Source organism: Nocardioides sp. AX2bis (assembly GCF_902506435.1).
Lineage (GTDB): Bacteria > Actinomycetota > Actinomycetes > Propionibacteriales > Nocardioidaceae > Nocardioides.
Genome location: NZ_LR733215.1, coordinates 1504544 through 1530874 on the forward strand (window position 1 = coordinate 1504544; position 26331 = coordinate 1530874).

Sequence of the window (26331 nt, forward strand, 5' to 3'; positions counted from 1 at the left end):
CCCCCTGACCCGCTCCACCCATCCCCACACCGGAGGCACCCCCATGCGAGCACTCACCTTCCACGGCAAGCGCGACCTGCGCGTCGAGGACGTCCCCGACCCGCGCATCGAGCAGCCCACCGACGCCATCGTCGAGATCACCTCGACCGCGATCTGCGGCTCCGACCTGCACCTGATGGAGGTGCTCGGCCCGTTCATCAACACCGGCGACGTCCTCGGCCACGAGCCGATGGGCCGCGTGGTCGAGGTCGGCCCCGAGGCCGGGAACCTCAAGGTCGGCGACCGCGTCGTCGTGCCGTTCAACATCTCCTGCGGGCACTGCTGGATGTGCCGCAAGGGCCTCTTCGCGCAGTGCGAGACCACCCAGAACAAGGCCACCGGCAAGGGCGCGAGCCTGTTCGGCTACACCCAGCTCTACGGCGGCGTGCCCGGCGGCCAGGCCGAGCTCCTCCGCGTGCCGCAGGCGCAGTTCGGGCCGATCGTGGTGCCCTCCGACGCGCCGGACGAGAAGTTCCTCTTCCTCTCCGACATCATCCCCACCGCCTGGCAGGCCGTGAAGTGGGCCGACGTCGAGGCCGGCAGCACCGTCGTGGTGCTCGGGCTCGGCCCGGTCGGCCAGTTCGCCGCCCGGATCGCGCGCCACCTCGGCGCGGCGCGGGTGGTCGGCGTCGACCGGGTGCCCGAGCGGCTGGCGATGGCCCAGCGCCACGGCATCGAGACCTTCGACGACTCCCGCGTCGACGACGTCGCCCCGGCGCTGCTCGACCTCTTCGACGGCCGCGGACCCGACGCGGTGGTCGAGGCCGTCGGCATGGAGGCGCACGGCTCGCCCTTTGGCAAGGCCGCCCACGCCGTCGTCGGCGCCCTGCCGGACGCGCTCGCCGCGCCGATGGCCGACAAGATGGCGCTGGACCGGATGGGGGCGCTGCACACCGCGATCAAGGCCGTACGCCGCGGCGGCACGGTGTCGGTCAGCGGCGTCTACGGCGGCGAGGTCGACCCGATGCCGATGATGGAGATGTTCGACCGGGGCATCACGATGCGCTTCGGGCAGTGCCACGTGCGGCGCTGGATCGACGACATCATGCCGGTCGTGCTCGACGACGCCGACCCGCTCGGCACCCTCGACATGACCACGCACCACGTGCCGCTCGAGCAGGCGCCGGCGGCGTACGACATGTTCCAGAAGAAGGAGGACGGCTGCATCAAGGTCGTCCTGAAGCCGTGACGGGCCCGCACCCGTCGCCGGGGTCGCGCCGCGACCCCGGTCCCGAGGGCCGGCGGGTCCTGGTGACCGGGGCGTCCTCCGGGATCGGGCGGGCCACCGCGCACCAGCTCGCCGCCCGTGGTGACCGGCTCCTGCTGGCCTCCCGCTCCGAGGACGTGCTGGGCGAGGTCGCCCGGGAGTGCACCGCCCGCGGGGCCGCCGACGTCCTGGTCGTGGCCACCGACGTGGCCGACCGGGCCCAGGTCGAGGCGGCGTTCCGCGCCGCCCACGAGCGGTGGAGCGGTCTCGACGGTGTCGTGCACGCCGCGGCCGTCGTGGCCTACGGCCGCTTCCACGACGTGCCGGCCGACGTCTTCGACGCGGTGATGACCACCAACGTGCTCGGCACCGCCAACGTCGCCCGCGAGTCGCTGCGGCTCTTCGAGGACCAGCGGTCCGGGTCGCTGGTGCTGCTCGGGTCGGTGCTGGCCAAGATCGCCGCCCCGCTGATCAGCCCGTACGGCTCGAGCAAGGCCGCGGTGCACGCCCTGGCCCGCGCGATCCAGGTCGAGGCGCGCCGGATGCCCGGCGTCGAGGTCAGCATCGTCTCGCCGGGCGGGGTGGACACGCCGATCTACGACCAGGCCGCGAGCTACACCGGGCACCCCGGCCACCCGCCGCCGCCGGTCACCACGCCGGAACGGGTCGCCGCGGCGTGCGTACGCGCGCTGGAGCGGCCCCGGCGCGACGTCAACGTCGGCGCCGCCAACGCGGTGATGGTGACCGGGTTCCGGGTGATGGCGCCGGTCTACGACCGGCTGGTCGGTCCGATGATGTCGCTGCTCGGCCAGGGCCGAGGGAGCGTGGCACCGGGTCCCGGCAACGTGCTGGAGCCGCGGCCCGCGCAGGAGACCGTACGCGGCCGCTGGCCGCACGTGTGGGGCTGAGCCCGAGCGAGACCCCGAGCGCGTGGGGGTTGCCCGGGGCCTCGCAGCACCGGCCCCGATGGGGGTGGGACACGGCGCCGTCGAGGATCTTGCGGCACCGCCCGGCCCGGGTCAACTACCGCCCGGCGTGTCCTGGGTCTCGGGACCCTCGGACCGGCACGGGTCAGCGGTCCCGGGCGTCCGAGCGGTCCAGGACGCGGTGCTCGGTCCGGCCCTCGAAGCCGTTCGACATCGCCCAGATCACGGCCTGGGGCCGGGTGGTGACGCCGATCTTGCGGTAGGCCGAGCGGATGTAGGTCTTGACGGTGTTGATGCCGATGTAGGCGCGCTGGGAGATCTCGACGTTGCTCAGGCCCTCGCAGATCAGCGCCAGCACCTCGGACTCGCGCGGGCTCAGGCCGTGCTCGTCGCCGGGCCAGCGACCCAGGACCGGGGCGTCCTCCGGGTCCTCCGCCCCCTCGGGCAGGACGCGCTCGCCGCGGTGGACCCGCTCGATGGCCTCGACCAGCTCGTCGGCGGAGACCGTCTTGGCGACGTAGCCGTCGGCGCCGGCCTCCACCGCGGCCCGGACCTGACGGGGGTCGGTGTCCCAGCTGAAGACCACGCGCCGGGGCGCTCCCGGTCCGCGGTGGGGGCGCGGGTCGCCCATCGGCTGCTCCGGGTTGCCGAAGGTGTCGTGCAGGACGACGTCGACGCCGCCGGTCACCGAGGAGCCGAGCGCCACCTCGGTCACCCGCACCCGGTCGGCGTACGGCTCCAGGACCGCACGCACGCCGGCGACCACCAGCGGGTAGTCGTTGACGACGGCCAGGGTGACGGGCATGGGTGAACCTCTCGGGTCGTGCCCCCAGGGACCGAGATGTCCTGCGGGCGGCCCGATCCTAGATCGCCGGGTCGCACGACGACATCGTGCGCCGGAGGCGGCGCTGGCCGGACGCGACGGTGGTCGGACGCAGCGGTGGCCGGCCCCTGCGTGAGGGACCGGCCACCGGTCTGCGGGGAGCGGGCCCGCGGCCCGCCCGGTGTCACAGCGTCGAGGGGAACCGGTCCCAGCTGCGGTGCCCGGCGAGCCCGACGAGGGTCTGCTCGACCACCGCGTCGGGGGCGTCGTCGACGACGACGCCCGGGCCGGCCCCGATCCCGACGAGGTCGAGGACGGTCGCCCCCGCGCCCCAGGCGCCGATCGACTTGCAGTGCCGGTACGCCTCCTGGACCAGCTGCACCACGCGCGGGTCGACGGACTCGGCGGTGCCACCGGCCGTGGTGCCGGTGCCCGCGAGCAGGTCGGCGCCGGGCGCGGGGCAGCCGACGAGCAGGACGGCGTCGAGCTCGACCGAGCGGACCGTGGCGAAGGTGCGCTGCACCACCAGGCCGTCGCCGACCTGCCCGCCGTGCTCGGCGATCACGAACGCGTTGAGGCCGGCCGAGACGAGCGCGTCCTGGACGAGCCCGGCCTGGCGCAGCGCCTCCGGCTCGCCGGTGGCGTCGACGACCAGGCCCACGATCCGGCCGTCGACCGGCCACTGGCCGCCGACCTGCGACAGCGCCGGGCTGGGGTCGACGTCGGCGACGTCGACCGTGGCGGCCGGCGCGGGCAGGCCCAGGCCGTTCGCCACGATCTGGCAGAGCTCGGTGTCGATGTTGGCCAGCGCCAGCAGCTGACGCTCCTTGATGACCTGCTCAAAGACCTTGCCGAGCTCGAAGGCGTACGCCTGCGCGGTGTGGTGCTGCTCGACCGGGCTCAGGCTGCGCCAGAACATCCGCGCCTGGCTGTAGTGGTCGTCGAACGAGGCAGGGTTCTCCCGCACCTTGCGCGTCGCCGGGATCGTGACCGCGAGGTCCTCGTACGCCGACATGTCGGCGCCGGCCATGAAGGGGCAGCCGCCGTCGATCGTGTTGGGCTGGTACGCCGCCACGCCCCGGTGGTCGGCGCTCTGGTGCATGCCGTCGCGCAGCATGTCGTTGACCGGGACGTGCGGGCGGTTGATCGGCAGCTGGTCGAAGTTCGGGCCGCCGAGCCGCGAGAGCTGGGTGTCGAGGTAGGAGAAGTTCCGCGCCTGCAGCAGCGGGTCGTCCGTACCGTCGATCCCGGGCACGAGGTGGCCGGTGTGGAAGGCGACCTGCTCGGTCTCGGCGAAGTAGTTCGACGCGTTCTTGTGCAGCACCATCTCGCCGACGGGCTGCACGGGGGCGAGCTCCTCGGGGACGAGCTTGGTCGGGTCGAGCAGGTCGATGCCCTCGAAGAACTGCTCGTCGGTGTCGGGGAAGACCTGCAGCCCGAGCTCCCACGAGGGGTAGGCGCCGGCCTCGATGGCGTCGGCCAGGTCGCGGCGGTGGAAGTCGGGGTCGATGCCGTTGGTCAGCAGCGCCTCCTCCCACACCAGCGAGTGCACGCCGAGCTTGGGCTTCCAGTGCAGCTTGACCAGGGAGGTCGCGCCGTCGGCGTCGACCATCCGGAAGGTGTGGACGCCGAAGCCCTCCATCATCCGGTAGCTGCGGGCGATGCCGCGGTCGGACATGTTCCAGATGGTGTGGTGCTGGGCCTCGGTGTGCAGCGAGACGAAGTCCCAGAACGTGTCGTGGGCGCTCTGGGCCTGCGGGATCTCCCGGTCGGGGTGCGGCTTGCCGGCGTGGATGACGTCGGGGAACTTGATGCCGTCCTGGATGAAGAACACCGGGATGTTGTTGCCGACGAGGTCGAAGTTGCCCTCGGAGGTGTAGAACTTCGTGGCGAACCCGCGGGTGTCGCGCACGGTGTCGGCCGAGCCGCGCGAGCCGAGCACGGTCGAGAAGCGGACGAAGACCGGCGTCTCGGCGCCCTTGGCGAGGAAGGCCGCGCGGCTGATGTTGTCGGCGGTGCCGTAGGACGTGAACGTGCCGTGCGCGGCCGCGCCGCGGGCGTGCACCACGCGCTCGGGGATGCGCTCGTGGTCGAAGTGCATCATCTTCTCGCGCAGGTGGTGGTCCTGCAGCAGCGTCGGGCCGCGGGGGCCGGCCTTGAGCGAGTGGTCGGTGTCGCGGACGCGGGTGCCGGTGGCGGTGGTGAGGTACGCGCCGCCCTGCTGGTTCACCTCGGCCGGGTTGCCGGTCTCCTGGCCCGTGGGGCTGACCGTGCGCGGGCCGGCCTGGTCGGGCTTCGGCGGCGGCGTCTCGCGCGGGGTGGTCGGCTGCTCCAGCGTCGGCGGCTCGCTGGCCGGGGCGCCGGGGACGGGCCTGGAATTCTTCTGGTCCGAGGTCATCGGGCTCCTTGTGTGGGGGCGCCAAGGACACCGCCGGGCGGCCGTGCGGGCGCGCTGCGGTGTCGGTGGGCAGGGTGGGGACGGAGGTCGCCGGGCGCGCCGTGGAACGGGTGCGCGGGGGGCGTACGCCTCACTGTGCCCGGCCCGAGGGGGGCTCGTGATCCCTCCCCGGGGGTGGCAGCCTCCCGCCGAGGTGGCGCTTGCGGACAGCCGAGATGACGCTTGCGGCGCATCGAGATGACAGTTGCGGACAGGTACGTCGGGAGGCCGCTCGATGTTACTGAACGTTTGATCGAATGTATCTGTCCTGGGTGGGGATAACCGCCTCTGACCTGTGGAAACAGTCCAGGGCTGTCGGTGGCGAGTGCTTGGATTGATCCATGGCCACCATCAAGGACACCACCACCGGGCACCCCGTCCCGTGCGGTGTCCGCGCGCTGTCGGCGAGCGTGACGGCGTTGGCGGAGAGGTCGTTGTTCGCGTTGGACGCCGCCACCACCCGCGACACCATCCATGCGCAGGCGGTCCTGGAATCCAAGGTCGCCTCTTACAAGCTCGCCGTCCTCGCCCACGCCGACCAGGTCACCGTCGGCGCTGACACCGGGTGCACCTCGACCGGTGTCTGGGCCGCCAACGCCACCCGGTCCCGCAAGAATGTGTGTGCGGCCCAGGTGAAGCTAGCGACCGCGTTGGGGTCCCGGTGGCACCGTGTGCGCGACGCGCTCGCTGCCGGGGTCATGAACCCCGAACAGGTCCGCGTGGTGGTGAACGCGTTGGAGGACCTCCCCGAGGACCTCGACACGGGGTTGGTGGTGCAGGCCGAAGAAGCGCTGGTCGGGTACGCCGCGGACTTCGACCCCGTCGTGCTCCAGCAGCTCGGAACCCACATCCTGACCCTGATCGCACCCGAGGTCGGGGAAGAGATCGACCGCAAGAGGCTCGAGGCAGCCGAGGCGAAGGCGGCGCAGAAGCGGCGGTTGACGCTGTCCTTCGACGGCCACGGCTCCGCTCACGGACGGTTCACCATCCCCGAGGTCCAGGGCAAGATGCTGCAGAAGCTCCTGCACGGCTTCGCCGCCCCCGGCCACGTCAACTGCACCCCCGATGAGTCAGGGGAGAAGCGGGAATGGGTCAGGGGCCGGCCGGGTCCGCAGAAGCTCGGGGAAGCGTTCTGCGAGCTGATCGAGAACTACCCCCGCGACAACGCCCCCAAGCTCGGACGCACCGACGGCACCTTCATCGCCACCACCACCTTCGAGCTCCTGACGACCGCGCTCGGGACCGCCACGTTGGACGACGGCACACCGATGACCGCCGCGCAGGCGATGCGGCTGGCGTGTGAGGCGCGGATCATCCCCGTGGTCCTCGGCGGCAACGGTGAGGTCCTCCACCAGGGCAAGGCCCGACGCAAGTACACCGCTGCGCAGACCTACGCCATGCACGCCCGGGACAAGTCCTGCACCGCCAAGGGCTGCGACTGGCCACCGGGGCTGTGTCACGCCCACCACGACACGATGTTCTCCAAGGGTGGGAAGACGGACATCGAGGACGGACGGCTGCTCTGTCCGCACCACCACGCCCGGGCCCACGACCCCGCCTACGACATGACCATCCACTCCGACAACAAGGTCACCTTCCACCGGCGGACGTAGGCCGATCTGTTCGGCGTACCGGGTCTCGTGACGCTCGCTTCGCTCGCTCCTCGACCACCGGATCGGCGCGCCCTCGACCACCGGGCCTGGTCTCGTGACGCTCGCTTCGCTCGCTCCTCGACCACCGGGGCCTGGTCTCGTGACGCTCGCTGCGCTCGCTCCTCGACCACCGGGGCCTGGTCTCGTGACGCTCGCTGCGCTCGCTCCTCGACCACCGGGGCCTGGTCTCGTGACGCTCGCTGCGCTCGCTCCTCGACCACCGGGGCGCCGGGGCACCGCGCTGGCCGCGAGCGTCAGCTCGGCTGGTGGCGGGTGGGGGCGGGGTCGAGGACGCGGTGCTCGCGGCCGGGCTCGAAGCCGTGCGACATCGCCCAGATGACGGCCTGCGGGCGCGTGGTGACGCCGATCTTGCGGTAGGCCGAGCGGATGTAGGTCTTGATGGTGTTGATCCCGAGGTAGGCGCGCTCGGAGATCTGCTGGTTGCTGAGCCCCTGGCAGATCAGCGCCACCACCTCGGACTCACGACCGCTGAGCCCGTGCTCGTCGCCGGGCCACCGGCCGAGGGCGGCGGTCTCGTCGGTCGGTGCGATCGCGACGGGAACGACCCGTACGCCCCGGTGGACCTGCTCGACGGCCTCCACCAGCTCGGCGGCGGTGACCGACTTGAAGACGTAGCCGTCGACGTCGCCGGCCATGGCCTTGCGCACCTGGTCGGCGTGGGTGTCCCAGCTGAAGACCACCAGCTTGGCGTCGGTCCACCCCATCGCGCGGCGGGGGTCGGGGGAGCGGCCGTCGGCGTTGCCGAAGGTGTCCTGCAGGACGACGTCGACCGGGGTCACGACGGGGGTGTTGACGTCGAGCTCGGCGACGAGCACGCGCGCCTCGTACGGCTCGAGCACGGCGCGGAGGCCCGCCACCACCAGGGGGTAGTCGTTGACCACGGCGATCGTGAGGGGCATCGGACGTCCTTGCTCGATCAGCTGCGGTGGCTCGCGCTGGTTTGCACGACCGGGTACCCCCGGGCAGGTGGCTCCAGTCTAGGCGCCTGTCTGATGGGGTTGATCCACCAGGACGAACGGCTCGACCGGGCGTCAGGACGACCGAACCGCACACGAGGAGCCGAGCCCCATGAGCACGAACGAGCGCCGGATCGATGCGACCCCCGACGAGGTCTGGGCGGTCCTCGCGGACGGGTGGCTCTACCCGCTGTGGGTCGTGGGAGCCACCCGGATGCGGGAGGTCGAGCCGGACTGGCCGGCGAGGGGGTCCCGGATCTTCCACTCCGTGGGCGCCTGGCCCCTGGTGATCGACGACAGCACCTCGGTCGTGGAGTCCGTGCCCGCGGTGCACCTCACGCTGCGGGCCCGCGCCTGGCCGGGTGGCGAGGCGACGGTCGTGATCGACCTCGAGGCTGTGGACGGACAGACCCTGATCCGCATCCAGGAGGACGTCGCGAGCGGACCGGGACGGCTCGTGCCGCCGCCCGTGCGGCACCTGCAGCTGAAGTGGCGCAACACCGAGACGCTGCGGCGTCTCGCGCTCGTCGTCGAGGGCCGCCGATGAGCGGCGCGGGTGGCAGGACCGCGTACGACGCCGTGGTGGTCGGTGCCGGCCCCAACGGCCTGGTCGCGGCCAACCACCTGGCCGACGCGGGCTGGTCGGTGCTGGTGCTGGAGGAGCAGCCCGACGCCGGGGGCGCGGTGCGCAGCGACCGGGAGCTGGACCCCGACTTCGTGCACGACACCTTCAGTGCCTTCTACCCGTTGGCCCTGGCCTCGGCCGCGGTCGTCGACCTGCGCCTGGAGGACCACGGCCTGGAGTGGGCGCACGCCCCGGCCGTCCTCGGCCACGTCATGTCCGACGGGCGGTGGGCCCTGCTGCACCGCGACCGGCACGTCACCGCGGGCCTGCTCGACGACCTCGAGCCGGGCGACGGGGAGGCCTGGCTGGAGCTCTGCGCGACCTGGGACCGGATCGGCGGCCAGCTCGTCGAGGCGCTGACCTCGCCCTTCCCGCCGCTGGGCACGGCCGCCCGGCTGCTGCGGGCGCTGCCGGGGGCCGGCGGCCTGGACCTGGTGCGGACCCTGCTCACGCCGGCCGCCTCGATCGCGCGGCACCGGTTCCGCGGGGAGGCGCCGGGCCTGCTGCTGTCGGGCAACGCCGGCCACGCGGACCTGCCGCTGGACTCCCCGGGCTCCGGCGTCTTCGGCCTGCTGATGACGATGCTCGGCCAGACCGTCGGGTTCCCGGTGCCGGTCGGTGGCGCGGGTGAGCTCAGCGCTGCCCTGGTGCGGCGCCTCGAGTCGCGCGGCGGCGAGGTGCGGACCGGGGCGGCCGTCGACCACGTCGTGGTGGCCGACGGGCGTGCCGTCGCCGTGACCACGCGGGACGGGCAGCGGTACGACGCACGCCGCGCCGTGCTCGCGGCCGTCTCCGCGCCCGCGCTGTTCGAGCACCTCCTGGACCCCGCGGACGTCCCGCCCCGGGTGTCGCGCGGGATGCCCGCGTTCGAGCTGGACCCCGGCACGGTCAAGGTCGACTGGGCCCTCGACGGGCCGGTCCCGTGGGCGAGCACCCCGGCGTACGCCCCGGGCACCGTCCACGTCGGCGACTCCGTCGCGCAGATGACCGAGGCCATGTCGCAGGTCGGGGCCGGCAGCATCCCGGCCGCGCCGTTCATGCTGACCGGGCAGATGACCACGAGCGACCCCACGCGCTCACCGGCGGGCACCGAGTCGTTCTGGGCCTACACGCACGTCCCCCAGCCGGGCCAGACGCGCGGTGACGCCGGCGGGGACGGCCTGGCCGGCCGGTGGGACCGCGACGAGTGCGAGCGGTTCGCGGACCGGATGCAGGCCCGGATGGAGGCCGTCGCCCCCGGGTTCGGCGACCGGGTGCGGGTGCGGCGGGTGCTGGGGCCGCACGAGCTGCAGGCACGGGACGCGAACCTGATCGGTGGTGCGCTGAACGGCGGGACCTCGCAGCTGCACCAGGAGCTCTTCTTCCGCCCGGTCCCCGGCATGCTCGGCCGGCCGGGCACCGGCGTACGCGGCCTGTTCCTGGCCTCGTCGTCGGCCCACCCCGGCGGCGGGGTGCACGGGGCCGCCGGTGCCAACGCCGCGCGCGCCGCGCTGGCGCACCATCCGCTGGAGGGGGCGGCCCGCCGGGTCCGGCAGGTCGCTGGGCGGCGGGGCGACCGGCGTTGAACCACCGGGGGCCGGGGTGCCAGAATCCCGCGTCGTGAGCTTCGTCCCCATCGACCCGACCAGTGCCGTGGACGCCGTCGTCCTGCCCCTGAGTCACGACGAGGCCCTGGTGCTCCTGGACTGGCTGGTCAACCTGGACCTCGAGGCCGTGCCGGTCCGGCACCCCGCCGAGAAGCAGGCCCTGCTCGAGCTGCTGCTGCGCCTCGACGCCCAGGTCGCCCCGGCCACGCTGACCGAGGCCGACGTGGAGAGCGCGCGACGCCGGCTCGGTCAGGTGCAGCCCGAGATCGACCGGGCCGCCGACCGGCGCGAGACCGGCACCGACGGCTGAGGCCGCACCGGGTCAGGGCCGGCGGCGCCCCGCGACCGGGCCGCTGCCGAGCCGGTCGCGCAGGTTGCGCACGACGCTGCGCGGGCGCAGTGCCGCCGTGGACCCGGCGGCGGAGTCGCGCATCCCGGCGACGGTCTCCTCGAGGACGGAGACGGCCGTACGGCTCGCCGACCAGCCGAGCTCCTCGCGCGCCCGGCGGGTGTCCATCAGCGGCACCTCGAGGGCCAGGTCGATCCAGCCCGGGTCGAGCGGCTGGACGTGGGCCTGCCAGCTGGCGCTGACCGCAGCGCGGAGCAGTCGGCCGGGCGCGTGGACGTGGCGAGCGCCGAGCGCCGAGGCGATGTCGATGGCGGTGACGGGGGTCGGAGCGGCCAGGTTGAAGGCGCCGGTGGCCCGCTGGTCCAGGACCCGGCCGACCGCGTCGGCGACGTCGGCGGCGTGCACCATCGGGACCAGCAGGGACCGGTCGAGGGGGAGCACCGGCAGCAGGGTCACCGCGCGGCCGGGCACCAGCCCCGGCAGGCCGTAGCGCAGCAGGGCGCTGCCGGCGTCGCGCTGGCCGACGATCCCGGGCCGGAGCCGGGCCACCGAGGGCCCGGTGACCCGGCCCGTCGCGACGGCAGCGTCGTGCTCGTCGAGCAGGGCCTCGGCCGCGGCCTTGTGGCGGCTGTACATCGAGGAGCGGATGCCGTGGGTCGGGAAGTCCTCGCCCACGGGGACGTCGTCGGTGCGCGGCGAGTACGCCCCGACCGAGGACATGTGGACCAGGTGCGGGACCTGCTCGGCGGTGGCCGACTCCAGCACCCGGCGGGTCCCGCCGACCCCCAGCGCCTCGAGGTAGTCGGGGTCGCGCGAGGGCTGGAACCCCCACGCCAGGTGCACCACGGCGTCGGCGCCGCGCAGGGCGACCCGCAGCGCGGGCAAGCAGGCGTCGTCGCTGAGGTCGAGCCCGGCCCAGGTCAGCCTGCCCGGGTACGCGTCGTCGGCCGTCGCTGCGGGTACGCGGCGGGCCAGCCCGACGACCTCGAGGTCGTCGCGGGTGGCGAGGAGGTGCTCCAGGACGGCGGTGCCGACGTTGCCGGTCGCGCCGGTGACCACGACCCTCACGAGTTGCCCCCGTCGGCGCTGTCGGCGCTGTCGGTGCCGACGGACACGCGGTCGCCCCGGACCGAGGTGGGGCGTCGGCGCAGCGGCAGGAACCGGGCGTACGCCTTGACCAGGTCGCGGTAGCCACGGCTCGGGCCGTGGTAGCCGAAGAACCCGCGGGGACCCTGCACCATCCGGCCGTCGCGGACGTCGTAGCGCGCGCCGTGCCACGGGCAGACCAGGCAGCCGTCGGCGTCGACCGAGCCCTTCGACAGGTCGGCCAGCTGGTGGCGGCAGCGCGAGTCGACGGCGAAGGGCTCGTCGCGGCTGAGCCCGACGGTCCAGGCGCCGACGCGGCGTACGGCCCCTCCTGCCAGCGCGGAGAGCGGGACGGACGTGCCGGGCGTCGGGGTCTTCGCGTCGTCGTCCACCCCCCGAGTGTGTGGCCCGCGGGCAGGGGCCTGTCACCACCCCGCGGGGGCAGGCGGGACGCGGATCCGCCCGACGTCATGCCTGCGGGTGGTGCACCGGTCGTACGGCGCGCGGATGCTGGTCGTCACGACCATCACGAGGAAGGACCACGGGATGGACCCGACCCCCGAGACGGCCCGGACGCTGAACCAGCTGGAGCCCGTGCTCGGCGAGTCCGACGACGCCCTGCTCGACCACTTCCGCGATGCGGGACGGTCCGTGCTCGCTGTCGTGCCGGACTGCGTGGGCTTCAGCCTGTCGCGGCTCGAGGACGACCTCGTCTTCACGATGCTGTCCACCGCCGAGGACATCGCCCTGCTCGACGCGACGCAGTACCTCGACGACGGCCCCTGCCTGGCAGCGGTACGGACCGACGCCGTCGTCGGGACGTGGACCGACGATCCGCTCAGCGAGGACCGGTGGCTGCTCTTCGCGACGACCGCCAGCGAGCTCGGGGTGCGGAGCACCCTGACCCTGCCCATCCACCAGGGGGACCAGGTGAGCGGCAGCGTCAACCTCTACGCGGCGAGCCCGGAGGCGTTCGTGGGTCACCACGAGGACCTCGCGCAGGTCTTCGGGGCCTGGTCCGCCGGAGCCGTCACGAACGCCGACCTGTCGTTCGACTCGCGGCGACAGGCCGAGCGCGGGCCGCAGGTCGCGGCGGACCTCAGCCGGATCCAGGTCGCCATCGGCATCGTCGCGGCCACGTTGGGCACCGACGTGTTCACCGCCGAGAAGCGGCTGCGGCGTGCCGCGGACCTGGCCGGCCTGCCCGAGGCCACCCTCGCCACGAGCCTGATCGCGCTCGTGCACCCGCCCGACGACGACGTCAGGTGACCGGGTCGCGGGAGTCGTCGGGGACGACCGGCTCGACGGGCATCGTGACGAAGAAGGTGCTGCCCCGGCCGGGGGCGCTGGCGAGGGCGATGTCGCCGCCGCTGATGCTCACCAGCTGCTTGACCGTGGACAGGCCCAGGCCCGTACGGGTCCCGCCGCCGGCCCCGCCCGTGGCCGGGTCGCCCTGGTGGAAGGCCTCGAAGACCTGCTCCTGCTGGGCGAGGTCGATGCCGACGCCGGTGTCGCTGACCCGGTAGAGCACCCCGGGGCCGGCGCTCGCCGAGGTCGTGGTGCTGACGGTGAGCCCGACCCGTCCGAGGGGGGTGTGCTCGATGGCGTTGTCGAGCAGGTGGGCCAGGATCTGCGCGGTCCACCTCGGGTGGTCGCGGACCAGGCGCGGCACGTCCTCGGCGACGTCCAGGTCGACCTGGAGGCCCTTGCGGTGCGCCCGCTCGGCGACCCGCGCGACCGCGTCCCGGGCGGTGGCGTGCAGGTCGACCACCTCCTGCTCGGGGCGCGCGGTCCCGGCCGCGGCGAAGTCGAGGACGCCGTCGACCAGGGTGCGCAGGCGGCTGCCGGCCCGCTGCAGGACCGCCATCAGCTCGTCCCGCTCCGTGGTGTCGTCGGTCGTGGTGAGCAGCTCGACGGTGGCCAGGATGCTGGTCAGGGGGGTGCGCAGCTCGTGGCTCATCCGCGCCGCGAAGTCGGTCTTGGCCTGGCTGGCCTCGGCCGCGAGCTGCTGGGTGACGACCAGGTCGCGCGCCACCTGCTTGCGCTCGGTGACGTCCTGGGCCACCCCGTAGACGCCCCGGACCTCCCCGTCGACCAACCACCGGATGCCGGAGACGTCGATGTCGAGGACGCGGCCGTCCCGGTGCCGCACCGCCAGCTCGACGCGGGGCAGCTCGTCGCGCAGGGCCCTGGCGAACGCCTCCTCGGCGCGGACGACGTCCCCGGGCTCGACGAGGTCGGCGAACCGGCTGCCGAGCAGGTCCTCCACGGTGCGCCCGCTGATCCGCGCGCACGCCGGGTTCACCTCGGCGAAGGAGCCGGTGAGGTCGAGCAGGAAGACCGCGTGCGGGTGGTGCACGAAGAGCGAGCGATAACGCTCCTCGGGATGGGCGGGCTTGCGGTCGGGCACCGTCCACGGTAACCGCCACAGCCCCGCAGCGGAGACGAAGCCGGCAACGGGGACCACGACGGAGACAGCAACGGAGGCCGCGAGGGAGGCGGCGCGCTCCGGGGCTGGGCCCTACTGTCTCCTGCGTGAGGACGTCCTGGTTCGGCTCGATGCGGGTACGGATCCTCGCCGTCGTCATCTTCCTGCTGCTCGTCTCGGCCGTCGGGTCCGTGCTCGTCCTGAGGGCCGCCCTGCTGGCGAACCTCGAGGACGAGGTCGCCGAGTCCCTCGAGCGGGAGGCCGAGGAGTTCCGGCTGCTGGCCGCCGGCACCGACCCGCGGACGGGCGAACCGTTCGCGGGCGACCTCGAGGCGGTCTTCGACGTCTACTTCGCCCGTGAGGTGCCCGACGAGGGCGAGACGCTGCTGGCCTTCGTCGACGGGGCCGTCTACGAGTCCCGCCGGGCGACGGGGGCCGCGGAGCCGGGGGAGCTCACGGAGGCCACCGAGCTCTGGCTGGCCCTCGAGGCGGACCGGCGCGGCGTGCTGGACACCCCGGTCGGCGAGGCCCGGTACGTCGCCCTGCCGCTGGCCGGCGCGGACGGGCGCGACGGGGTCTTCGTGGTCGCCAACTTCGCCGAGCTCGAGCGGGACGAGATCGAGGAGTCCGTCCGCACCCAGCTGCAGATCACCCTGGTGGCGCTGGTCCTGGCCTCGATCGTCGGCGCGCTGCTGGCCGGGCGGGTGCTGCGCCCGCTGGTGAGGCTGGCGCACACCGCACGGACCATCTCCGACACCGACCTGACGCGCCGGATCCCGGTCCACGGCCGCGACGAGGCCTCGATGATCGCCCTGGCGTTCAACGACATGCTGACCCGGCTGGAGCACGTGTTCGCGACGCAGCGTGCCTTCCTCGACGACACCAGCCACGAGCTGCGGACGCCGCTGACGATCATCCGGGGCCAGATCGAGCTGCTCGCGCTGGACGACACCGAGGAGGCCCGGGCCGAGACGATCGAGCTGGTCATGGACGAGGTGGACCGCCTCAGCCGGATGGTCGACGACCTGTTCCTGCTGGCGCGCGCCGAGCACCCCGACTTCCTGCGGCCCGACGACCTCGTCGTCGACGAGCTGGTCGAGGGGCTGCACCGCACCCTGGCCGCCCTGGCGCCGGTACGCGTCCGCATCGAGACCCCGCCCGGTCTCGTCGTGCACGCCGACCGGCAGCGGCTGACGCAGGCCGTGGTGCAGCTGGTGTCCAACGCGCTCCGGCACGCAGGGCCGGACGCCATGATCGAGGTCGTCGCCCGCACCGACGCCTCGGAGCTGGTCCTCACGGTCGGCGACGACGGCCCGGGCGTCCCGCGGGAGGAGGCGGAGTCGATCTTCGACCGCTCCGTGCGCGGGGGGTCCGCCGGTGCCGGCGGCGCCGGCCTCGGGCTGTCAATCGTCCGCGCCATCCTGGTCGCGCACCGCGGGTCGGCGAGGGTGCTGCCGACGCCCGGGCCGGGTGCGACGTTCGAGCTGCGGCTGCCGCTGGGCAGCGACGTCACCGCCGGGGTCTGAGACCCCTCAGCCCAGGACGCCCTCGGTGGTGAGCAGAGCCCGTACCCGGGTCGCGATCACGCCGTGGCCCAGGTTGGTGGGCAGCACCGCGTCCTCCGCCACCGCCGCCGGGTTGTCCTCGGGCAGCCAGGCCGGCTCGGCGAGCGGGTCGGCGTACGCGACCCCGGCGTCCTCGGCCGCGGCCTGCACGGCCGCGCGGACCTCGGGGCCGCCGGTGGTCGGCGGGGAGAGCGCCGGCCACAGCGGTCCGACGACGACCACGGTGACGTCGGGCAGGCCGTCGGTGAGGACGGCGAGGGTACGGCGTGCGGCCGCCTCGACGGCGGCGGGATCGGTGGCCGCGTCGCTGCGGCTGCCCATCACCACCACGGCGTCCTCGGGACCGCCCGCGCCGGCACCGGTCCAGTCGGCGACCAGCTCCTCGGCGCGGTCGACGTACGTGGTGCCGGGCGGGCCGGCGACGTAGCCGCTGCCGGTGACGGCGTACGGCGTGACCTCGGTGTCGGCGCGCTTGCCGAGCACGGCGGTCCAGCTCTTCTCGCCCTCGCCGCCGAGGGGGGAGCCGGTGGTGTAGCCGTCGCCGAGGACCGCGACCTGGATCGCGTCGTCGCCGTCGTCGTCGCTCTCACCGCCGTCGCTCTCGTTGCCGGCGGTGGGCTGGTCCTGGCCCGTCGCGCTGGGGGACCGGTCGGGTGACTGGTCGGGGGAGGAGGCGCCGGACGGGTCGAGCGCCTCCGCCGGGAGGTCGGCCGGAGGCGGGTACGAGACCACCAGCCAGCCCGAGAAGGCGATCACGACGACCGCCATGACGACGGCCACGACCGCCAGCAGGGGGCTCCCGCCCCCGCTGGTGCGTCCCCCACGTAGACCCAGCACGCGACGACCCTAGCGACCCGAGGGCGTCGGGGTCAGACCTCGGCCACCGGGACGGTGGTGGGCACCTCGGTGCTCAGGGAGGCTACGGTGGGTCGGTCGGGGAAGAACAGGTCGAAGCCGCCGCGGGCCCGGTCGTAGGAGACCGTGCCGCCGTGGGCGTGGACCAGGTCGCGCACGACCGAGAGACCCAGGCCGGACCCGGCGGCGTCCTCGTGCTCGGGGGCACGGGAGTACCGGTCGAAGAGGTGGTCGACGAAGGTCTCGGGCACGCCGGCGCCGGCGTCGTCGACGGCGATCGCGACCCCGCCGTCGGCGGCCTCGGCACGCAGGCGGACCGGCGGGGCGCCGTACTTCACCGCGTTGGTGACCAGGTTGTCGAGGACCTGCTGCAGGCGCAGCGGGTCGGCGACGAGCGGCAGGGCGAGGTCGCCCTCGAGGTGGATCTCGGCGTCGGGGAACGCGGCGGCGACCTCCTCGAAGACGCTCCCGACCCGCAGCGTGCGGGGGTGGATCCCGAGCACGCCCTGGTCGGACTTCGCCGCGGTGAGCAGGTCCTCGATCATCAGCGTCAGCCGCCGGGTCAGCTCCTGGCCGCGGTGGACCATCCGGGTGGCCTGGTCGCGCGGCAGGTCGGCGTCCTCCAGCAGCTCGAGGTAGCCCGCGATCCCGGTGACCGGGATGCGCATGTCGTGGGTCACGACGGCGGTGAGGTGGTCGCGCGCGGCCTGGGCCTCGCGCAGGTCGGCGTTCTGCGCGGCCAGGCGTACGGCGTCGTGGCGCACCCGGCGGTGCAGGGCGGTGATCTCGCGGAGCAGGGCGAGCAGCACGACGACGGCGGCGGCGAGGGCCAGGGAGCGGGCGGCGTACCAGCCCAGGGTGAAGCGGTCGCCCGCGAGCAGGGTCAGCGCGACGTCGCCCCCGGTCGCGACGACGGCGACCAGCGCCCAGCCCTCGGGGCCGAGCCGGCGGCGGGCGGCGAACCCCCGCAGCGCGAGGCCCAGGGAGACCAGGACGACCGCGGCCATCGGCAGGCCGACGGCGCGGCTCAGTGCGGTGTAGTCGGCGCCGTCGAGCACCGCCGGGACGGTGGCCGAGCCGATCGTCGTCCAGACCACGACGGTCAGGGCGACCAGCACGACCGTGCCGTGGGTGGTCAGGATCCGGCGGGACCGTGCCTCGGGGCGGACCAGGAGGTCGTGCACCGCGCGGGGCCAGGGCACGAGCGCGAGGCCGAGCAGCAGGGCGAAGCCGGCGTGCCACGACGTCCACAGCCAGGCCGCGCTGCTGGGCGCGGCGTTCATCAGGCCCTCGGGGGCGAGCACGCCGGGGAAGGTGAGGCCGTGGAAGAACACGGTCACCGAGGAGAAGGTGTAGGCCCACGACAGCACCAGCAGGCGGGGTCCCGCGCCGGTGCGGTACTGCTCGGTCAGCAGGACCGCGGTGAGCAGGTCGATGCCCAGGACGAGGGTGAGGAAGGCCGGCAGGAACGCCGGGACCTCGCCGAGCGGCTGGCGGGCGACGAGCAGGAGCGCCAGGACGACGGGGACGAGGGCGGCGGCGACGAGGAGGACCGTACGGCGGGCCGTGTCACCGGGCCGCCCCTCACGCCCGTCGACGCGGCCCTCGTCGCGGCCGTCGTCGCGGCCTGTCGACGCAGGAGTGTGCGGCTGCGGGGAGATCAGGCGCGCGGCAACCACGTCCTCATGATCGGTCCCGTGGGCTGGACTCTGCAGGACATTCCGGGAAGAGGACCCCCGGCCCCCGCCGAGATGACGCTTGCGGCGCGTCGAGATGACGGTTCCGGCGCGCCGAGATGACGCTTGCGGCGCGCTGAGATGACGGTTCCGGCGCGCTGAGATGACGGTTCCGGCGCGCTGAGATGACGCTCGCGGCGCGCCGAGATGACGGTTCCGGCGCCCTCAACGCACCCGGATTTTGGTGACGGCGCTCGGCGGCGAGGTGCCGACGGCGTTCGTCGCCGTGACACGGACGGTGTGCCGGCCGCGGGAGATCCCCTTCACCACGACCTTCCGCTTCGTCGCCGGCACGGTCCTGCTGCGCTCGCCGCTGACCAGGACGGTGTAGCCGGTCACCGGCGACCCGTTTGCCACGGCCGGCCGCCAGGTCACCGTGGCGGTCGTCCTGCGCACTGACACCGTGGGCCGTGCCATCCGGCCCGGCGCTGCGGCCGGGGTCACCGCGTTCGACGGCGCGGAGGCTGGCGAGCTGCCGATGGCGTTCACGGCGGTGACCACGAAGCGGTACGGGGTCCCGTTGCTCAGCCCGCTCAGCGTGGCGGAGGTCGAGCCCGCGCCCACGGTGGTGGTCACGCCGCCGTCGGTGGTCGTGACGGTGTAGCCGGTGAGGGGGGAGCGGCCGTCGTCGGTCGGCGCGACCCACCGTACGGTCGCCTGCCCCGGGCCCGGCGTCGCGGTGACGCCGGTAGGGGCGCCGGGGGGGGCAGGTCAGGGGTACGGCCGCGCCCGTACCCCTGACCTGCCCCCAGCCCCCACGGACCGAAGGACGATGATCCCAGCGTGAGCCAGGACCTCTACGCGATGCTCGGCGTCGAGCGCGACGCCGACAGCGACACCCTCAAGAAGGCCTACCGCCGCCTCGCCCGCCAGCTCCACCCGGACGTGAACCCCGACCCGGCGACGCAGGAGCGGTTCAAGGAGGTCTCGGCGGCCTACGAGGTGCTCTCGGACCCCCAGAAGCGGGCGGCCTACGACCGCGGCGGCGACCCCTTCGGCGGCGCCGGTGCCGGCGGCTTCGGCCAGGGCGCCGGGTTCTCCTTCACCGACATCATGGACGCCTTCTTCGGCGGCCAGGGTGGCGGCGGCGGTGGGGGCCGGGGACCCCGCCCCCGCAGCCGACGCGGCCAGGACGCCCTGATCCGGCTCGAGATCAGCCTCGCCGAGGCCGCCTTCGGCGTCACCCGGGACCTCAAGGTCGACACCGCGGTGCTGTGCACGACCTGCGACGGCGCCGGTGCCGCGCCGGGCACGCAGCCGGTGGCCTGCGAGACCTGCCGCGGGGCCGGCGAGGTGGCCCAGGTGCAGCGGTCCTTCCTCGGCGAGGTGCGCACGCTGCGGCCCTGCCCGGCCTGCCGCGGCTTCGGCTCGATCATCCCCGAGCCCTGCCGGACCTGCGCCGGCGACGGCCGGGTCCGCTCGCGTCGCTCGCTGACGGTCAAGATCCCGCCGGGGGTCGACACCGGCACCCGCGTCCAGCTGACCGAGCAGGGCGAGATCGGGCCGGGCGGCGGCCCGGCCGGCGACCTCTACGTCGAGATCAACGTCGGCGCGCACCCGGTCTTCACCCGCCACGGCGACGACCTGCACTGCGTGGTGACCGTGCCGATGGCGGCGGCCGCGCTGGGCACCACCCTCACCCTGCCCACCCTCGAGGCGGACGTCGTCGACCGTCCCGAGGAGGAGGGCCCGCTGGTCGACCCCGAGCTGTCCACCTCGCACGACCTGGAGATCAAGCCGGGCACCCAGTCGGGTGTCGAGCAGGTCCTGCGTGGTCGTGGCGTGCCCGGCCTGCGGGGCGGGCGCGGCGACCTGGTGGTCAGCATCAGCGTCGAGACCCCGACCCGGCTGGACGCCCGGCAGACCGAGCTGCTCGAGGAGCTGGCCGCGATCCGCGGCGAGCAGCGCCCCGACGGCCAGGTCAAGCCCCGTCAGTCGTCGGTCTTCGGGCGGCTGCGCGACGCCTTCAACCACTAGGGCACGGCGCGGTGAGCCTCCCGGTGCACCTCGTGCCCACCTTGGCCGGCTCCGGGGTGGGCGGCACGGTCGTCGTCGAGGGCGACGAGGCCCACCACGCGGTCGCCGTACGACGGCTCCGCGTCGGTGAGCAGGTCGTCCTGACCGACGGCGTCGGGGCCCGGGTGGTGGCCGAGGTGGCGGAGACCGGCAAGCGGAGGTTCGCCGCCACCGTCGTCGAGCGCGAGGACCTGGCGCGCCCCGACCCGGAGCTGGTCGTGGTGCAGGCGCTGCCGAAGGGGGACCGGGGCGAGCTGGCCGTCGAGGTGCTCACCGAGGTCGGCGTGGCGCGGGTCGTGCCCTGGGCCGCGGAGCGCAGCGTCGCCGTCTGGCGCGGCGAGCGGGCCACGAAGTCGCTGGCCCGCTGGCGCGCGACGGCCCGGGAGGCCGCCAAGCAGGCCCGGCGCCCCTGGCACCCCGAGGTCGACGAGCTGGCCCGCACCGAGCAGGTCGTCGCCCTGGCCGCCGCCGCGGACCTCGCCGTGGTGCTGCACGAGGACGCCACCGAGGCGCTCGCCGACCTCGACGTCCCGACGACGGGGACGGTGGTCGTCGTGGTGGGCCCCGAGGGCGGCCTCACCGACGCCGAGGTCGCCGCCCTGGTGGCGGTCGGGGCGGTCTCGGTACGCCTGGGCGCCGAGGTGCTGCGTACCTCGACCGCCGGCGTCGTCGCCTGCGCGGCCCTGCTGGCCCGCACCCCCCGCTGGCGCCGAGATGACGCTCGCGGACAGCCGAGATGACGCTCGCGGCGCCTCGAGATGACGTTTCCGGCGCCCCGGCTCACTCCACCCGGATGGTCTTGGTGTCCTCGGTCGGCCCGGCACCCTCGCCGCCGGAGGGGTCGGAGGTCATCGCCACGAACGTGTACGTCCCCGGGTCGAGGTCGGACACGTCGACCTCGGCCGACCACGGGTAGAGGCGGTCCAGGTAGCCGTCGGCGGTGGCGAACCCGTCCTGGACGACCTCGCCGCCGCTGCGCACCTCCCACGGCACGGTGCCCTCGAAGGAGCTGGCCACGCCGGTGGCGGTGAAGCTGTCCTTCACCACGGTGGCCTCCTCGGGCATCGTGACGTTGACCAGGCCCAGGGTCTGCAGCTGCGGCGCCGCCTTGACCCCGTTGGCGGTGGGCACGCCGAACAACGTGGTGGCCTCCCCGCCGTCCTCGGTGAACGCACGCAGCGGCTGGCGCTCCTGGGCGACGCCCTGGAGCGTGTAGACGACCTGCTGCACGGCCAGCGCCGCCTGCGCGGCGGTCATCCCGTCGGGGCGCTCGGTCCACGACGCGTCCTCGAGCACGACCTCGAAGCCGTCCTCGCCCTGACGGACGTCGGTGAACGACCCGGTCGGCAGGAGGCTGTCGTAGTCCGGGTCCAGGGTGCTGCCGCCCGTGAGCATCTCCCCGGCGGCGACGAGCGGGTCGGAGGCCTCGACGGAGCGGAACTCGCGGAACAACCGCTGTCCCTGCGGGGTGTCCCCGACGACGTAGACCGGGACGGTCGTGGTCGACGTCGGCTCCTCGGTCTCCTCCGTCGGCTCGTCCGTCGGCGTGGCGGACGCCTCCTCGGAGGGCTCCGCGTCGTCGGAGGGCGTCGCCGACGCCTCGTCGGACGAGGTGGACCCGGGGTCCTCCGCGTTCTCGGCGGCGTCGTCCCCGCACCCGGCGAGCGCGGCGAGGGACAGTCCGCCGGCGAGCCCGAGAGCGACCGCGCGGTGGCGACGGTGACGGCGGTGGGGGGCAGCAGAGAGGGACCACATGAGTCCCATCATCCCCTCCCGTCCCAGCGGTACGGCGCCCCGCCGCCGCGTGTCGGTGGTCCGGGCCCGTGGGCGGTGGCCGGTCCGCGGCCGGTCGTGACAGCATCCGGGCGACGGGCGGCACGCGCCCGGCGAGGAGGGGGAGCCCCGTGGACGACTGCTTGTTCTGCTCGATCGTGGCCGGGGACGTGCCGGCGGAGGTCGTGCACGTGACCGAGCGCACCGTCGCCTTCCGCGACATCAACCCCCAGGCGCCGACCCACGTCCTGGTCGTGCCGCGCGAGCACCACCGCGACGCCGCCGCCCTCGCCGCCGCCGACCCGCAGGCCAGCGCCGAGCTGGTCTCCACCGCCGCGGCGGTCGCCGCGGCCGAGGGGCACGGGGAGGCGTACCGGATGGTCTTCAACACCGGCGCCGGCGCCGGTCAGACGGTCTTCCACGCCCACCTGCACGTCGTCGCCGGCCGCGACCTGGGCTGGCCGCCGGGCTGAACGGCCGTCGCGCGCGCCGGAATCGTCACCTCGAGGCGCCGCGAGCGTCATCTCGGCTGTCCGCGAGCGTCATCTCGGCTCAGCCGGGCAGGACCGCCTGGACGAGCCGCACGACGTACATCAGCACCGGGAACGCGAAGACCACCAGCAGCACCCAGGCGGTGACGCGGTGCTTGGTCTTGGTGGCGTCGAGCCGCCCGGCGAAGTCGAGCAGCGCGCCGTCGGGGACGTGGTTGGTCAGGCCCATCCGCTGCGCGTCGTAGGGCAGGTGCTGGCCGGCGAACCACGCCGGCGGGCTGTCGTCGTCGTGGTCGAAGTCGGTGTCGAACGGGTCGCGGGGGAGCTCGTCGTCAGCGCGTCCGCTGCTGCCCGTCATGCGCCCACCGTACGACCACCCGTGGCGGGGGCGCGGCGACGCGCGCCCGGCGTACGATTGCCGTGCAGCACGGAGCCTGATCCAGGACCCGGACCGCACCCCTCCCTCCCGCACAGGAAAGGTCGCCCACCCGGGCCTCCATGACAGACAGCGTGCCCGTCCAGCCCACCAAGCACACCGTGGTGGTCCCCAGCAGCATCGACATGGTCACCCTCCTCGGCCCCGGCGACGAGCACCTCGCGATGATCGAGCGCAGCTTCGACGCCGAGGTCCACGTCCGTGGCAACCGGATCAGCCTGACCGGCGAGCCGGCCGAGATCGCCATGGCCGAGCGGCTGCTGGACGAGCTGGTCACGATCATCCGCACCGGTCAGGGCGTCACCGCCGAGATCGTCGAGCGGGTGATGACGATGCTGCGGGCCGCGACGCCCGAGAGCCCGGCCGACGTGCTCTCCCAGAACATCCTGTCCAACCGCGGGCGCTCGATCCGGCCCAAGACGGTCAACCAGAAGCGCTACGTCGACGCGATCGACGAGCACACGATCACGTTCGGCATCGGCCCGGCCGGCACCGGCAAGACGTACCTGGCGATGGCCAAGGCCGTCCAGGCGCTGCAGGCCAAGGCGGTCACCCGGATCATCCTGACCCGCCCGGCGGTCGAGGCGGGGGAGCGGCTGGGTTACCTGCCCGGCACGCTGAGCGAGAAGATCGACCCGTACCTGCGCCCGCTCTACGACGCGCTGCACGACATGATCGACCCCGAGACGATCCCCAAGCTGCTGGCGGCCGGGACGATCGAGGTGGCGCCGCTGGCGTACATGAGGGGCCGGACCCTGAACGACGCCTTCATCATCCTCGACGAGGCCCAGAACACCTCGCCGGAGCAGATGAAGATGTTCCTGACCCGGCTCGGGTTCGGCTCCAAGATCGTGGTCACCGGCGACGTCACCCAGGTCGACCTGCCCAAGGGCACGAAGTCCGGCCTGCGCGTGGTCGAGGACATCCTCGACGGCGTCGACGACCTGTCCTTCAACCGGCTCGGCAGCGCCGACGTGGTGCGGCACCGGCTGGTCGGCAAGATCGTCGCGGCCTACGACCAGCACGACGCCGACCGCGAGTCCAGGCTCCAGCGCGAGCAGGGCCAGCCCGCCCAGCCCGCCGCCGTCGGCGACCGGTCCTGAGCGGGTGGGGACGATGAGCATCGAGATCCTCGACGAGTCCGGCCACGGCATCGACGCCGCGCACCTGGCCCGGCTGTGCCGGTTCGTGATGGACCGGATGCGGGTGCACCCGCAGGCCGAGCTGTGCCTGAAGGCGGTCGACCGCGACACCATCGCCGAGCTGAACGAGCGGTGGATGGAGAAGGTCGGACCGACCGACGTGCTGGCCTTCCCGATGGACGAGCTGCGCCCCGGCATGGTCGACGAGGACCCCGAGGAGGGCGTCCTGGGCGACCTCGTGCTGTGCCCGGAGATCGCGGCGGCGCAGGGCGAGGAGGCCGGCCACGGCACGCTGGCCGAGATCGAGCTGCTCACCACCCACGGGATCCTGCACCTGCTCGGCTACGACCACGCCGAGCCCGACGAGCACCGCGAGATGTTCGGGCTGCAGGACGAGATCCTCGCCGCCTGGCGCGCCCGCCCCACGGAGCCGGACCAGCCCGCCCAGGACGGCGCGTGACCGCCGACGTCCTGCCGTTCGTGGCGGCGGCCGTCCTGGTGGTGGCGGCCGGCGTGCTGAGCGCCGTCGACGCCGCGCTGGCGCAGTTCTCCCGCGCCCGCGCCCAGGAGCTGGTGGCCGAGGGCCGTACGGGCGCCAAGCGGCTGCTCGCCCTGCTCGACGACCCGCCCCGCTACCTCAACACCGCGCTGCTGCTGCGTCTGGCTGCCGAGATCACCGCGATCGTGCTGGTGACCCTCGAGCTGAGCCAGGCGCTGGACCGCAGCTGGGGCCTGACCGTCGTGGTGGCCACGCTGCTGATGCTGGTGGTCTCGTTCGTCGTGATCGGCGCCGCCCCGCGCACCCTGGGTCGGCAGCACTCCGAGAGCGTCGCCGTGTGGTGCGCGGCCCCGCTGGCCGCGGCGACCCGCGTGCTGGGCCCGCTGCCGCGCCTGCTGATCCTGGTCGGCAACGCGATCACCCCGGGCAAGGGGTTCCGCGAGGGCCCGTTCGCCTCCGAGACCGAGCTGCGCGAGATGGTCGACATGGCCGAGGCGTCCTCGCTGATCGAGTCCGAGGAGCGACGGATGATCCACTCCGTCTTCGAGCTCGGCGACACCACCGCCCGCGAGGTGATGGTCCCGCGCAACGACGTGGTCTACGTCGAGCGCCACAAGAACCTGCGCCAGACCCTGTCGCTGTTCCTGCGCAGCGGCTACTCCCGGGTGCCCGTGGTCGGGGAGAACCTCGACGAGGTGGTCGGCTTCGCCTACCTCAAGGACATCGTCCGCCGCGACTTCGAGGCGCCCGACGCCGAGTTCACCGAGCGGATCGAGGCCCTGATGCGGCCGGTGCACTGGGTGCCGGAGTCCAAGCCCGTCGACGACCTGCTGCGCGAGATGCAGGCCGACCGCACCCACGTCGCGATCGTGGTCGACGAGTACGGCGGCACCGCCGGGCTGATCACCATCGAGGACGTGCTGGAGGAGATCGTCGGCGAGATCACCGACGAGTACGACGAGGAGCAGCTCGACCTCGAGGTGCTCGAGGAGGGCCGGGAGGTCCGGGTGTCCTCGCGCTGGCCGGTCGACGACCTCGAGGAGGTCTTCGGCTTCGACGTCGAGGAGGAGGACGTCGACAGCGTCGGCGGCCTGATGGCCAAGCACCTCGGCCGCGTGCCGATCCCCGGCTCCCACGTCGAGGCGCACGGCCTGCGCTTCGACGCCGAGGACGCCACCGGCCGCCGCAACAAGGTCAGCACCGTACGCATCCGGCTCCTCGCCCCCGCGAGCACGACCGAGCCGGCCGGCACCGACGAGACGATGGCGAGCACCCGTGACTGACCAGGACCCCTCGACCGACCTCACCGACCTGGCGCCCGCGCCGGACCCGCTGTCCGCCGAGGACGCCAAGCTGGTCACGCTCGCGCGCGCCACCAGGGCCCGTACGGGTGCCGCGGAGGGTGCTGCCGTGCGCGACTCCGACGGGCGGACCTACGCCGCGGCGACGGTCGACCTGCCGTCCCTGCAGGTCTCGGCCCTCGGGGTCTGCGTCGCGATGGCCGTCGCCTCCGGCTCCGCGGGCCTCGAGGCCGCGGTCGTGCTCGGCGCGGCCGGCGGCGTCGCGGTGGCCGACCTCGCCGTCGTCCGGGACTTCGGCGGGACCGGCGTGCCCGTCCACGCGGGTGACGCACGGGGCACGCTGGGCGGCACCGCCACCAGCTGAGGGGCGGGCCGGGGTGGC

General features: G+C 74.0%; 26 protein-coding genes and 1 pseudogene. 15 read left to right on the top strand and 12 right to left on the bottom strand.

All coding sequences use genetic code 11. From position 1 onward, the window contains the following. Positions 1-43 precede the first annotated feature (43 nt). Both GV155_RS07150 and GV155_RS07155 read left to right on the top strand, forming a co-directional pair. Positions 44-1228 carry a zinc-dependent alcohol dehydrogenase gene (locus GV155_RS07150; protein WP_160006547.1) on the top strand — a complete coding sequence of 395 codons (1185 nt, stop codon included), beginning with the start codon at positions 44-46 and terminating at the stop codon, positions 1226-1228. Next, complete coding sequence (locus GV155_RS07155) at positions 1225-2154, top strand: SDR family NAD(P)-dependent oxidoreductase (protein ID WP_160006549.1); 930 nt, start codon at positions 1225-1227, stop codon at positions 2152-2154. The genes GV155_RS07150 and GV155_RS07155 overlap by 4 nt, the downstream gene beginning before the upstream one ends. Positions 2155-2317: 163 nt before the next feature. Here GV155_RS07155 and GV155_RS07160 read toward each other — a convergent pair whose 3' ends face one another. Both GV155_RS07160 and GV155_RS07165 read right to left on the bottom strand, forming a co-directional pair. Next, complete coding sequence (locus GV155_RS07160; RefSeq protein WP_160006551.1) at positions 2318-2977, bottom strand: response regulator transcription factor; 660 nt, start codon at positions 2975-2977, stop codon at positions 2318-2320. 202 nt (positions 2978-3179) lie between these two features. After that, positions 3180-5393: a catalase gene (locus GV155_RS07165; RefSeq protein ID WP_160006553.1), complete on the bottom strand. Its 2214-nt coding sequence runs from the start codon at positions 5391-5393 to the stop codon at positions 3180-3182. A 380-nt stretch (positions 5394-5773) separates the two neighbouring features. Between GV155_RS07165 and GV155_RS07170 the strand changes: the two genes are divergently transcribed. After that, a complete protein-coding gene (locus GV155_RS07170) occupies positions 5774-7045 on the top strand; it encodes an HNH endonuclease signature motif containing protein (protein ID WP_160006555.1) in 1272 nt (423 codons plus the stop codon). A gap of 293 nt (positions 7046-7338) precedes the next feature. On the opposite strand, the gene GV155_RS07175 is transcribed toward GV155_RS07170, so the two are convergent. Then, on the bottom strand, positions 7339-8004 hold the full coding sequence (locus GV155_RS07175) for a response regulator transcription factor (RefSeq protein WP_160006557.1): 666 nt from the start codon (positions 8002-8004) through the stop codon (positions 7339-7341). 169 nt (positions 8005-8173) lie between these two features. On the opposite strand from GV155_RS07175, the gene GV155_RS07180 reads away from it, so the two are divergent. From GV155_RS07180 to GV155_RS07190, 3 genes are read left to right on the top strand one after another with little or no spacing between them, the layout of a single operon-like run. Then, positions 8174-8608 (top strand): SRPBCC family protein, encoded by a 435-nt coding sequence (locus tag GV155_RS07180; protein WP_160006559.1) that lies wholly within the window; start codon positions 8174-8176, stop codon positions 8606-8608. Further along, positions 8605-10251 (top strand): phytoene desaturase family protein, encoded by a 1647-nt coding sequence (locus GV155_RS07185; RefSeq protein ID WP_160006561.1) that lies wholly within the window; start codon positions 8605-8607, stop codon positions 10249-10251. Before GV155_RS07180 ends, GV155_RS07185 begins: the two co-directional genes overlap by 4 nt. Positions 10252-10285: 34 nt before the next feature. Next, the gene (locus GV155_RS07190) at positions 10286-10582 is read left to right on the top strand and encodes a hypothetical protein (protein ID WP_160006563.1); all 297 of its coding nucleotides are present in this window, start codon (positions 10286-10288) and stop codon (positions 10580-10582) included. Between the two features lie 12 nt (positions 10583-10594). Here GV155_RS07190 and GV155_RS07195 read toward each other — a convergent pair whose 3' ends face one another. Next, positions 10595-11689 (bottom strand): NAD-dependent epimerase/dehydratase family protein, encoded by a 1095-nt coding sequence (locus tag GV155_RS07195; protein ID WP_160006565.1) that lies wholly within the window; start codon positions 11687-11689, stop codon positions 10595-10597. Continuing rightward, complete coding sequence (locus GV155_RS07200; RefSeq protein WP_201300097.1) at positions 11686-12099, bottom strand: Rieske (2Fe-2S) protein; 414 nt, start codon at positions 12097-12099, stop codon at positions 11686-11688. The genes GV155_RS07195 and GV155_RS07200 overlap by 4 nt, the downstream gene beginning before the upstream one ends. A gap of 154 nt (positions 12100-12253) precedes the next feature. On the opposite strand from GV155_RS07200, the gene GV155_RS07205 reads away from it, so the two are divergent. After that, on the top strand, positions 12254-12976 hold the full coding sequence (locus GV155_RS07205) for a GAF domain-containing protein (protein WP_160006567.1): 723 nt from the start codon (positions 12254-12256) through the stop codon (positions 12974-12976). Here GV155_RS07205 and GV155_RS07210 read toward each other — a convergent pair. Then, positions 12969-14117, bottom strand: coding sequence for a sensor histidine kinase (locus GV155_RS07210; protein WP_160006569.1), 1149 nt, complete (start codon positions 14115-14117; stop codon positions 12969-12971). The two genes, GV155_RS07205 and GV155_RS07210, sit on opposite strands and share 8 nt — an antisense overlap. Positions 14118-14242: 125 nt before the next feature. Between GV155_RS07210 and GV155_RS07215 the strand changes: the two genes are divergently transcribed. Further along, entirely contained in the window at positions 14243-15661 is a 1419-nt protein-coding gene (locus tag GV155_RS07215) for a sensor histidine kinase (RefSeq protein WP_160006571.1), read from the top strand. 6 nt (positions 15662-15667) lie between these two features. Here the strand turns inward: GV155_RS07215 and GV155_RS07220 are convergent, their stop codons facing one another. The 4 genes and pseudogenes from GV155_RS07220 to GV155_RS20960 form a co-directional block, all read right to left on the bottom strand. Next, positions 15668-16537 (bottom strand): SGNH/GDSL hydrolase family protein, encoded by an 870-nt coding sequence (locus tag GV155_RS07220; RefSeq protein ID WP_160006573.1) that lies wholly within the window; start codon positions 16535-16537, stop codon positions 15668-15670. Between the two features lie 32 nt (positions 16538-16569). Continuing rightward, positions 16570-18234, bottom strand: coding sequence for a sensor histidine kinase (locus GV155_RS07225; protein WP_160006575.1), 1665 nt, complete (start codon positions 18232-18234; stop codon positions 16570-16572). Between the two features lie 222 nt (positions 18235-18456). After that, positions 18457-18708, bottom strand: a complete 252-nt coding sequence (locus GV155_RS20685) for a fibronectin type III domain-containing protein (protein ID WP_236554464.1) — start codon at positions 18706-18708, stop codon at positions 18457-18459. 42 nt (positions 18709-18750) lie between these two features. Continuing rightward, a pseudogene (locus GV155_RS20960) lies at positions 18751-18975 on the bottom strand (fibronectin type III domain-containing protein); the annotation flags it as partial. A gap of 99 nt (positions 18976-19074) precedes the next feature. Between GV155_RS20960 and dnaJ the strand changes: the two are divergent. Together dnaJ and GV155_RS07240 are read left to right on the top strand one after the other, a co-directional pair. Next, the gene (dnaJ, locus tag GV155_RS07235) at positions 19075-20268 is read left to right on the top strand and encodes a molecular chaperone DnaJ (protein ID WP_160006579.1); all 1194 of its coding nucleotides are present in this window, start codon (positions 19075-19077) and stop codon (positions 20266-20268) included. Positions 20269-20279: 11 nt separating this feature from the next. Then, positions 20280-21047, top strand: coding sequence for a 16S rRNA (uracil(1498)-N(3))-methyltransferase (locus tag GV155_RS07240; RefSeq protein WP_160006581.1), 768 nt, complete (start codon positions 20280-20282; stop codon positions 21045-21047). Positions 21048-21087: 40 nt separating this feature from the next. Here GV155_RS07240 and GV155_RS07245 read toward each other — a convergent pair whose 3' ends face one another. After that, on the bottom strand, positions 21088-22062 hold the full coding sequence (locus tag GV155_RS07245) for a Gmad2 immunoglobulin-like domain-containing protein (RefSeq protein ID WP_160006583.1): 975 nt from the start codon (positions 22060-22062) through the stop codon (positions 21088-21090). Between the two features lie 149 nt (positions 22063-22211). On the opposite strand from GV155_RS07245, the gene GV155_RS07250 reads away from it, so the two are divergent. Next, positions 22212-22553: an HIT domain-containing protein gene (locus GV155_RS07250; protein WP_160006585.1), complete on the top strand. Its 342-nt coding sequence runs from the start codon at positions 22212-22214 to the stop codon at positions 22551-22553. Positions 22554-22632: 79 nt separating this feature from the next. On the opposite strand, the gene GV155_RS07255 is transcribed toward GV155_RS07250, so the two are convergent. Then, a complete protein-coding gene (locus GV155_RS07255) occupies positions 22633-22929 on the bottom strand; it encodes a hypothetical protein (protein ID WP_160006587.1) in 297 nt (98 codons plus the stop codon). Between the two features lie 140 nt (positions 22930-23069). Here GV155_RS07255 and GV155_RS07260 point away from each other — a divergent pair, with 140 nt between their 5' ends. Genes GV155_RS07260 through GV155_RS07275 form a run of 4 tightly spaced genes read left to right on the top strand, consistent with a single transcriptional unit; the run spans position 23070 to position 26313 of the window. Beyond that, positions 23070-24110 (top strand): PhoH family protein, encoded by a 1041-nt coding sequence (locus tag GV155_RS07260; RefSeq protein ID WP_160006589.1) that lies wholly within the window; start codon positions 23070-23072, stop codon positions 24108-24110. Positions 24111-24123: 13 nt separating this feature from the next. After that, a complete protein-coding gene (ybeY, locus tag GV155_RS07265; protein WP_160006591.1) occupies positions 24124-24609 on the top strand; it encodes an rRNA maturation RNase YbeY in 486 nt (161 codons plus the stop codon). After that, positions 24606-25931 (top strand): hemolysin family protein, encoded by a 1326-nt coding sequence (locus GV155_RS07270; RefSeq protein ID WP_201300098.1) that lies wholly within the window; start codon positions 24606-24608, stop codon positions 25929-25931. Before ybeY ends, GV155_RS07270 begins: the two co-directional genes overlap by 4 nt. Then, a complete protein-coding gene (locus tag GV155_RS07275) occupies positions 25924-26313 on the top strand; it encodes a cytidine deaminase (protein ID WP_236554128.1) in 390 nt (129 codons plus the stop codon). The genes GV155_RS07270 and GV155_RS07275 overlap by 8 nt, the downstream gene beginning before the upstream one ends. The last annotated feature ends 18 nt before the right edge of the window (positions 26314-26331 follow it).

Coding starts and splice junctions, on each gene's coding strand:
- GV155_RS20685 (WP_236554464.1), bottom strand. CDS start 18,708: ATGGCACGGCCCACGGTGTCAGTGCGCAGGACGACCGCCACGGTGACC.
- GV155_RS07175 (WP_160006557.1), bottom strand. CDS start 8,004: ATGCCCCTCACGATCGCCGTGGTCAACGACTACCCCCTGGTGGTGGCG.
- GV155_RS07160 (WP_160006551.1), bottom strand. CDS start 2,977: ATGCCCGTCACCCTGGCCGTCGTCAACGACTACCCGCTGGTGGTCGCC.
- ybeY (WP_160006591.1), top strand. CDS start 24,124: ATGAGCATCGAGATCCTCGACGAGTCCGGCCACGGCATCGACGCCGCG.
- GV155_RS07170 (WP_160006555.1), top strand. CDS start 5,774: ATGGCCACCATCAAGGACACCACCACCGGGCACCCCGTCCCGTGCGGT.
- GV155_RS07205 (WP_160006567.1), top strand. CDS start 12,254: ATGGACCCGACCCCCGAGACGGCCCGGACGCTGAACCAGCTGGAGCCC.
- GV155_RS07150 (WP_160006547.1), top strand. CDS start 44: ATGCGAGCACTCACCTTCCACGGCAAGCGCGACCTGCGCGTCGAGGAC.
- GV155_RS07180 (WP_160006559.1), top strand. CDS start 8,174: ATGAGCACGAACGAGCGCCGGATCGATGCGACCCCCGACGAGGTCTGG.
- GV155_RS07255 (WP_160006587.1), bottom strand. CDS start 22,929: ATGACGGGCAGCAGCGGACGCGCTGACGACGAGCTCCCCCGCGACCCG.
- GV155_RS07165 (WP_160006553.1), bottom strand. CDS start 5,393: ATGACCTCGGACCAGAAGAATTCCAGGCCCGTCCCCGGCGCCCCGGCC.
- GV155_RS07245 (WP_160006583.1), bottom strand. CDS start 22,062: ATGTGGTCCCTCTCTGCTGCCCCCCACCGCCGTCACCGTCGCCACCGC.
- GV155_RS07185 (WP_160006561.1), top strand. CDS start 8,605: ATGAGCGGCGCGGGTGGCAGGACCGCGTACGACGCCGTGGTGGTCGGT.
- GV155_RS07260 (WP_160006589.1), top strand. CDS start 23,070: ATGACAGACAGCGTGCCCGTCCAGCCCACCAAGCACACCGTGGTGGTC.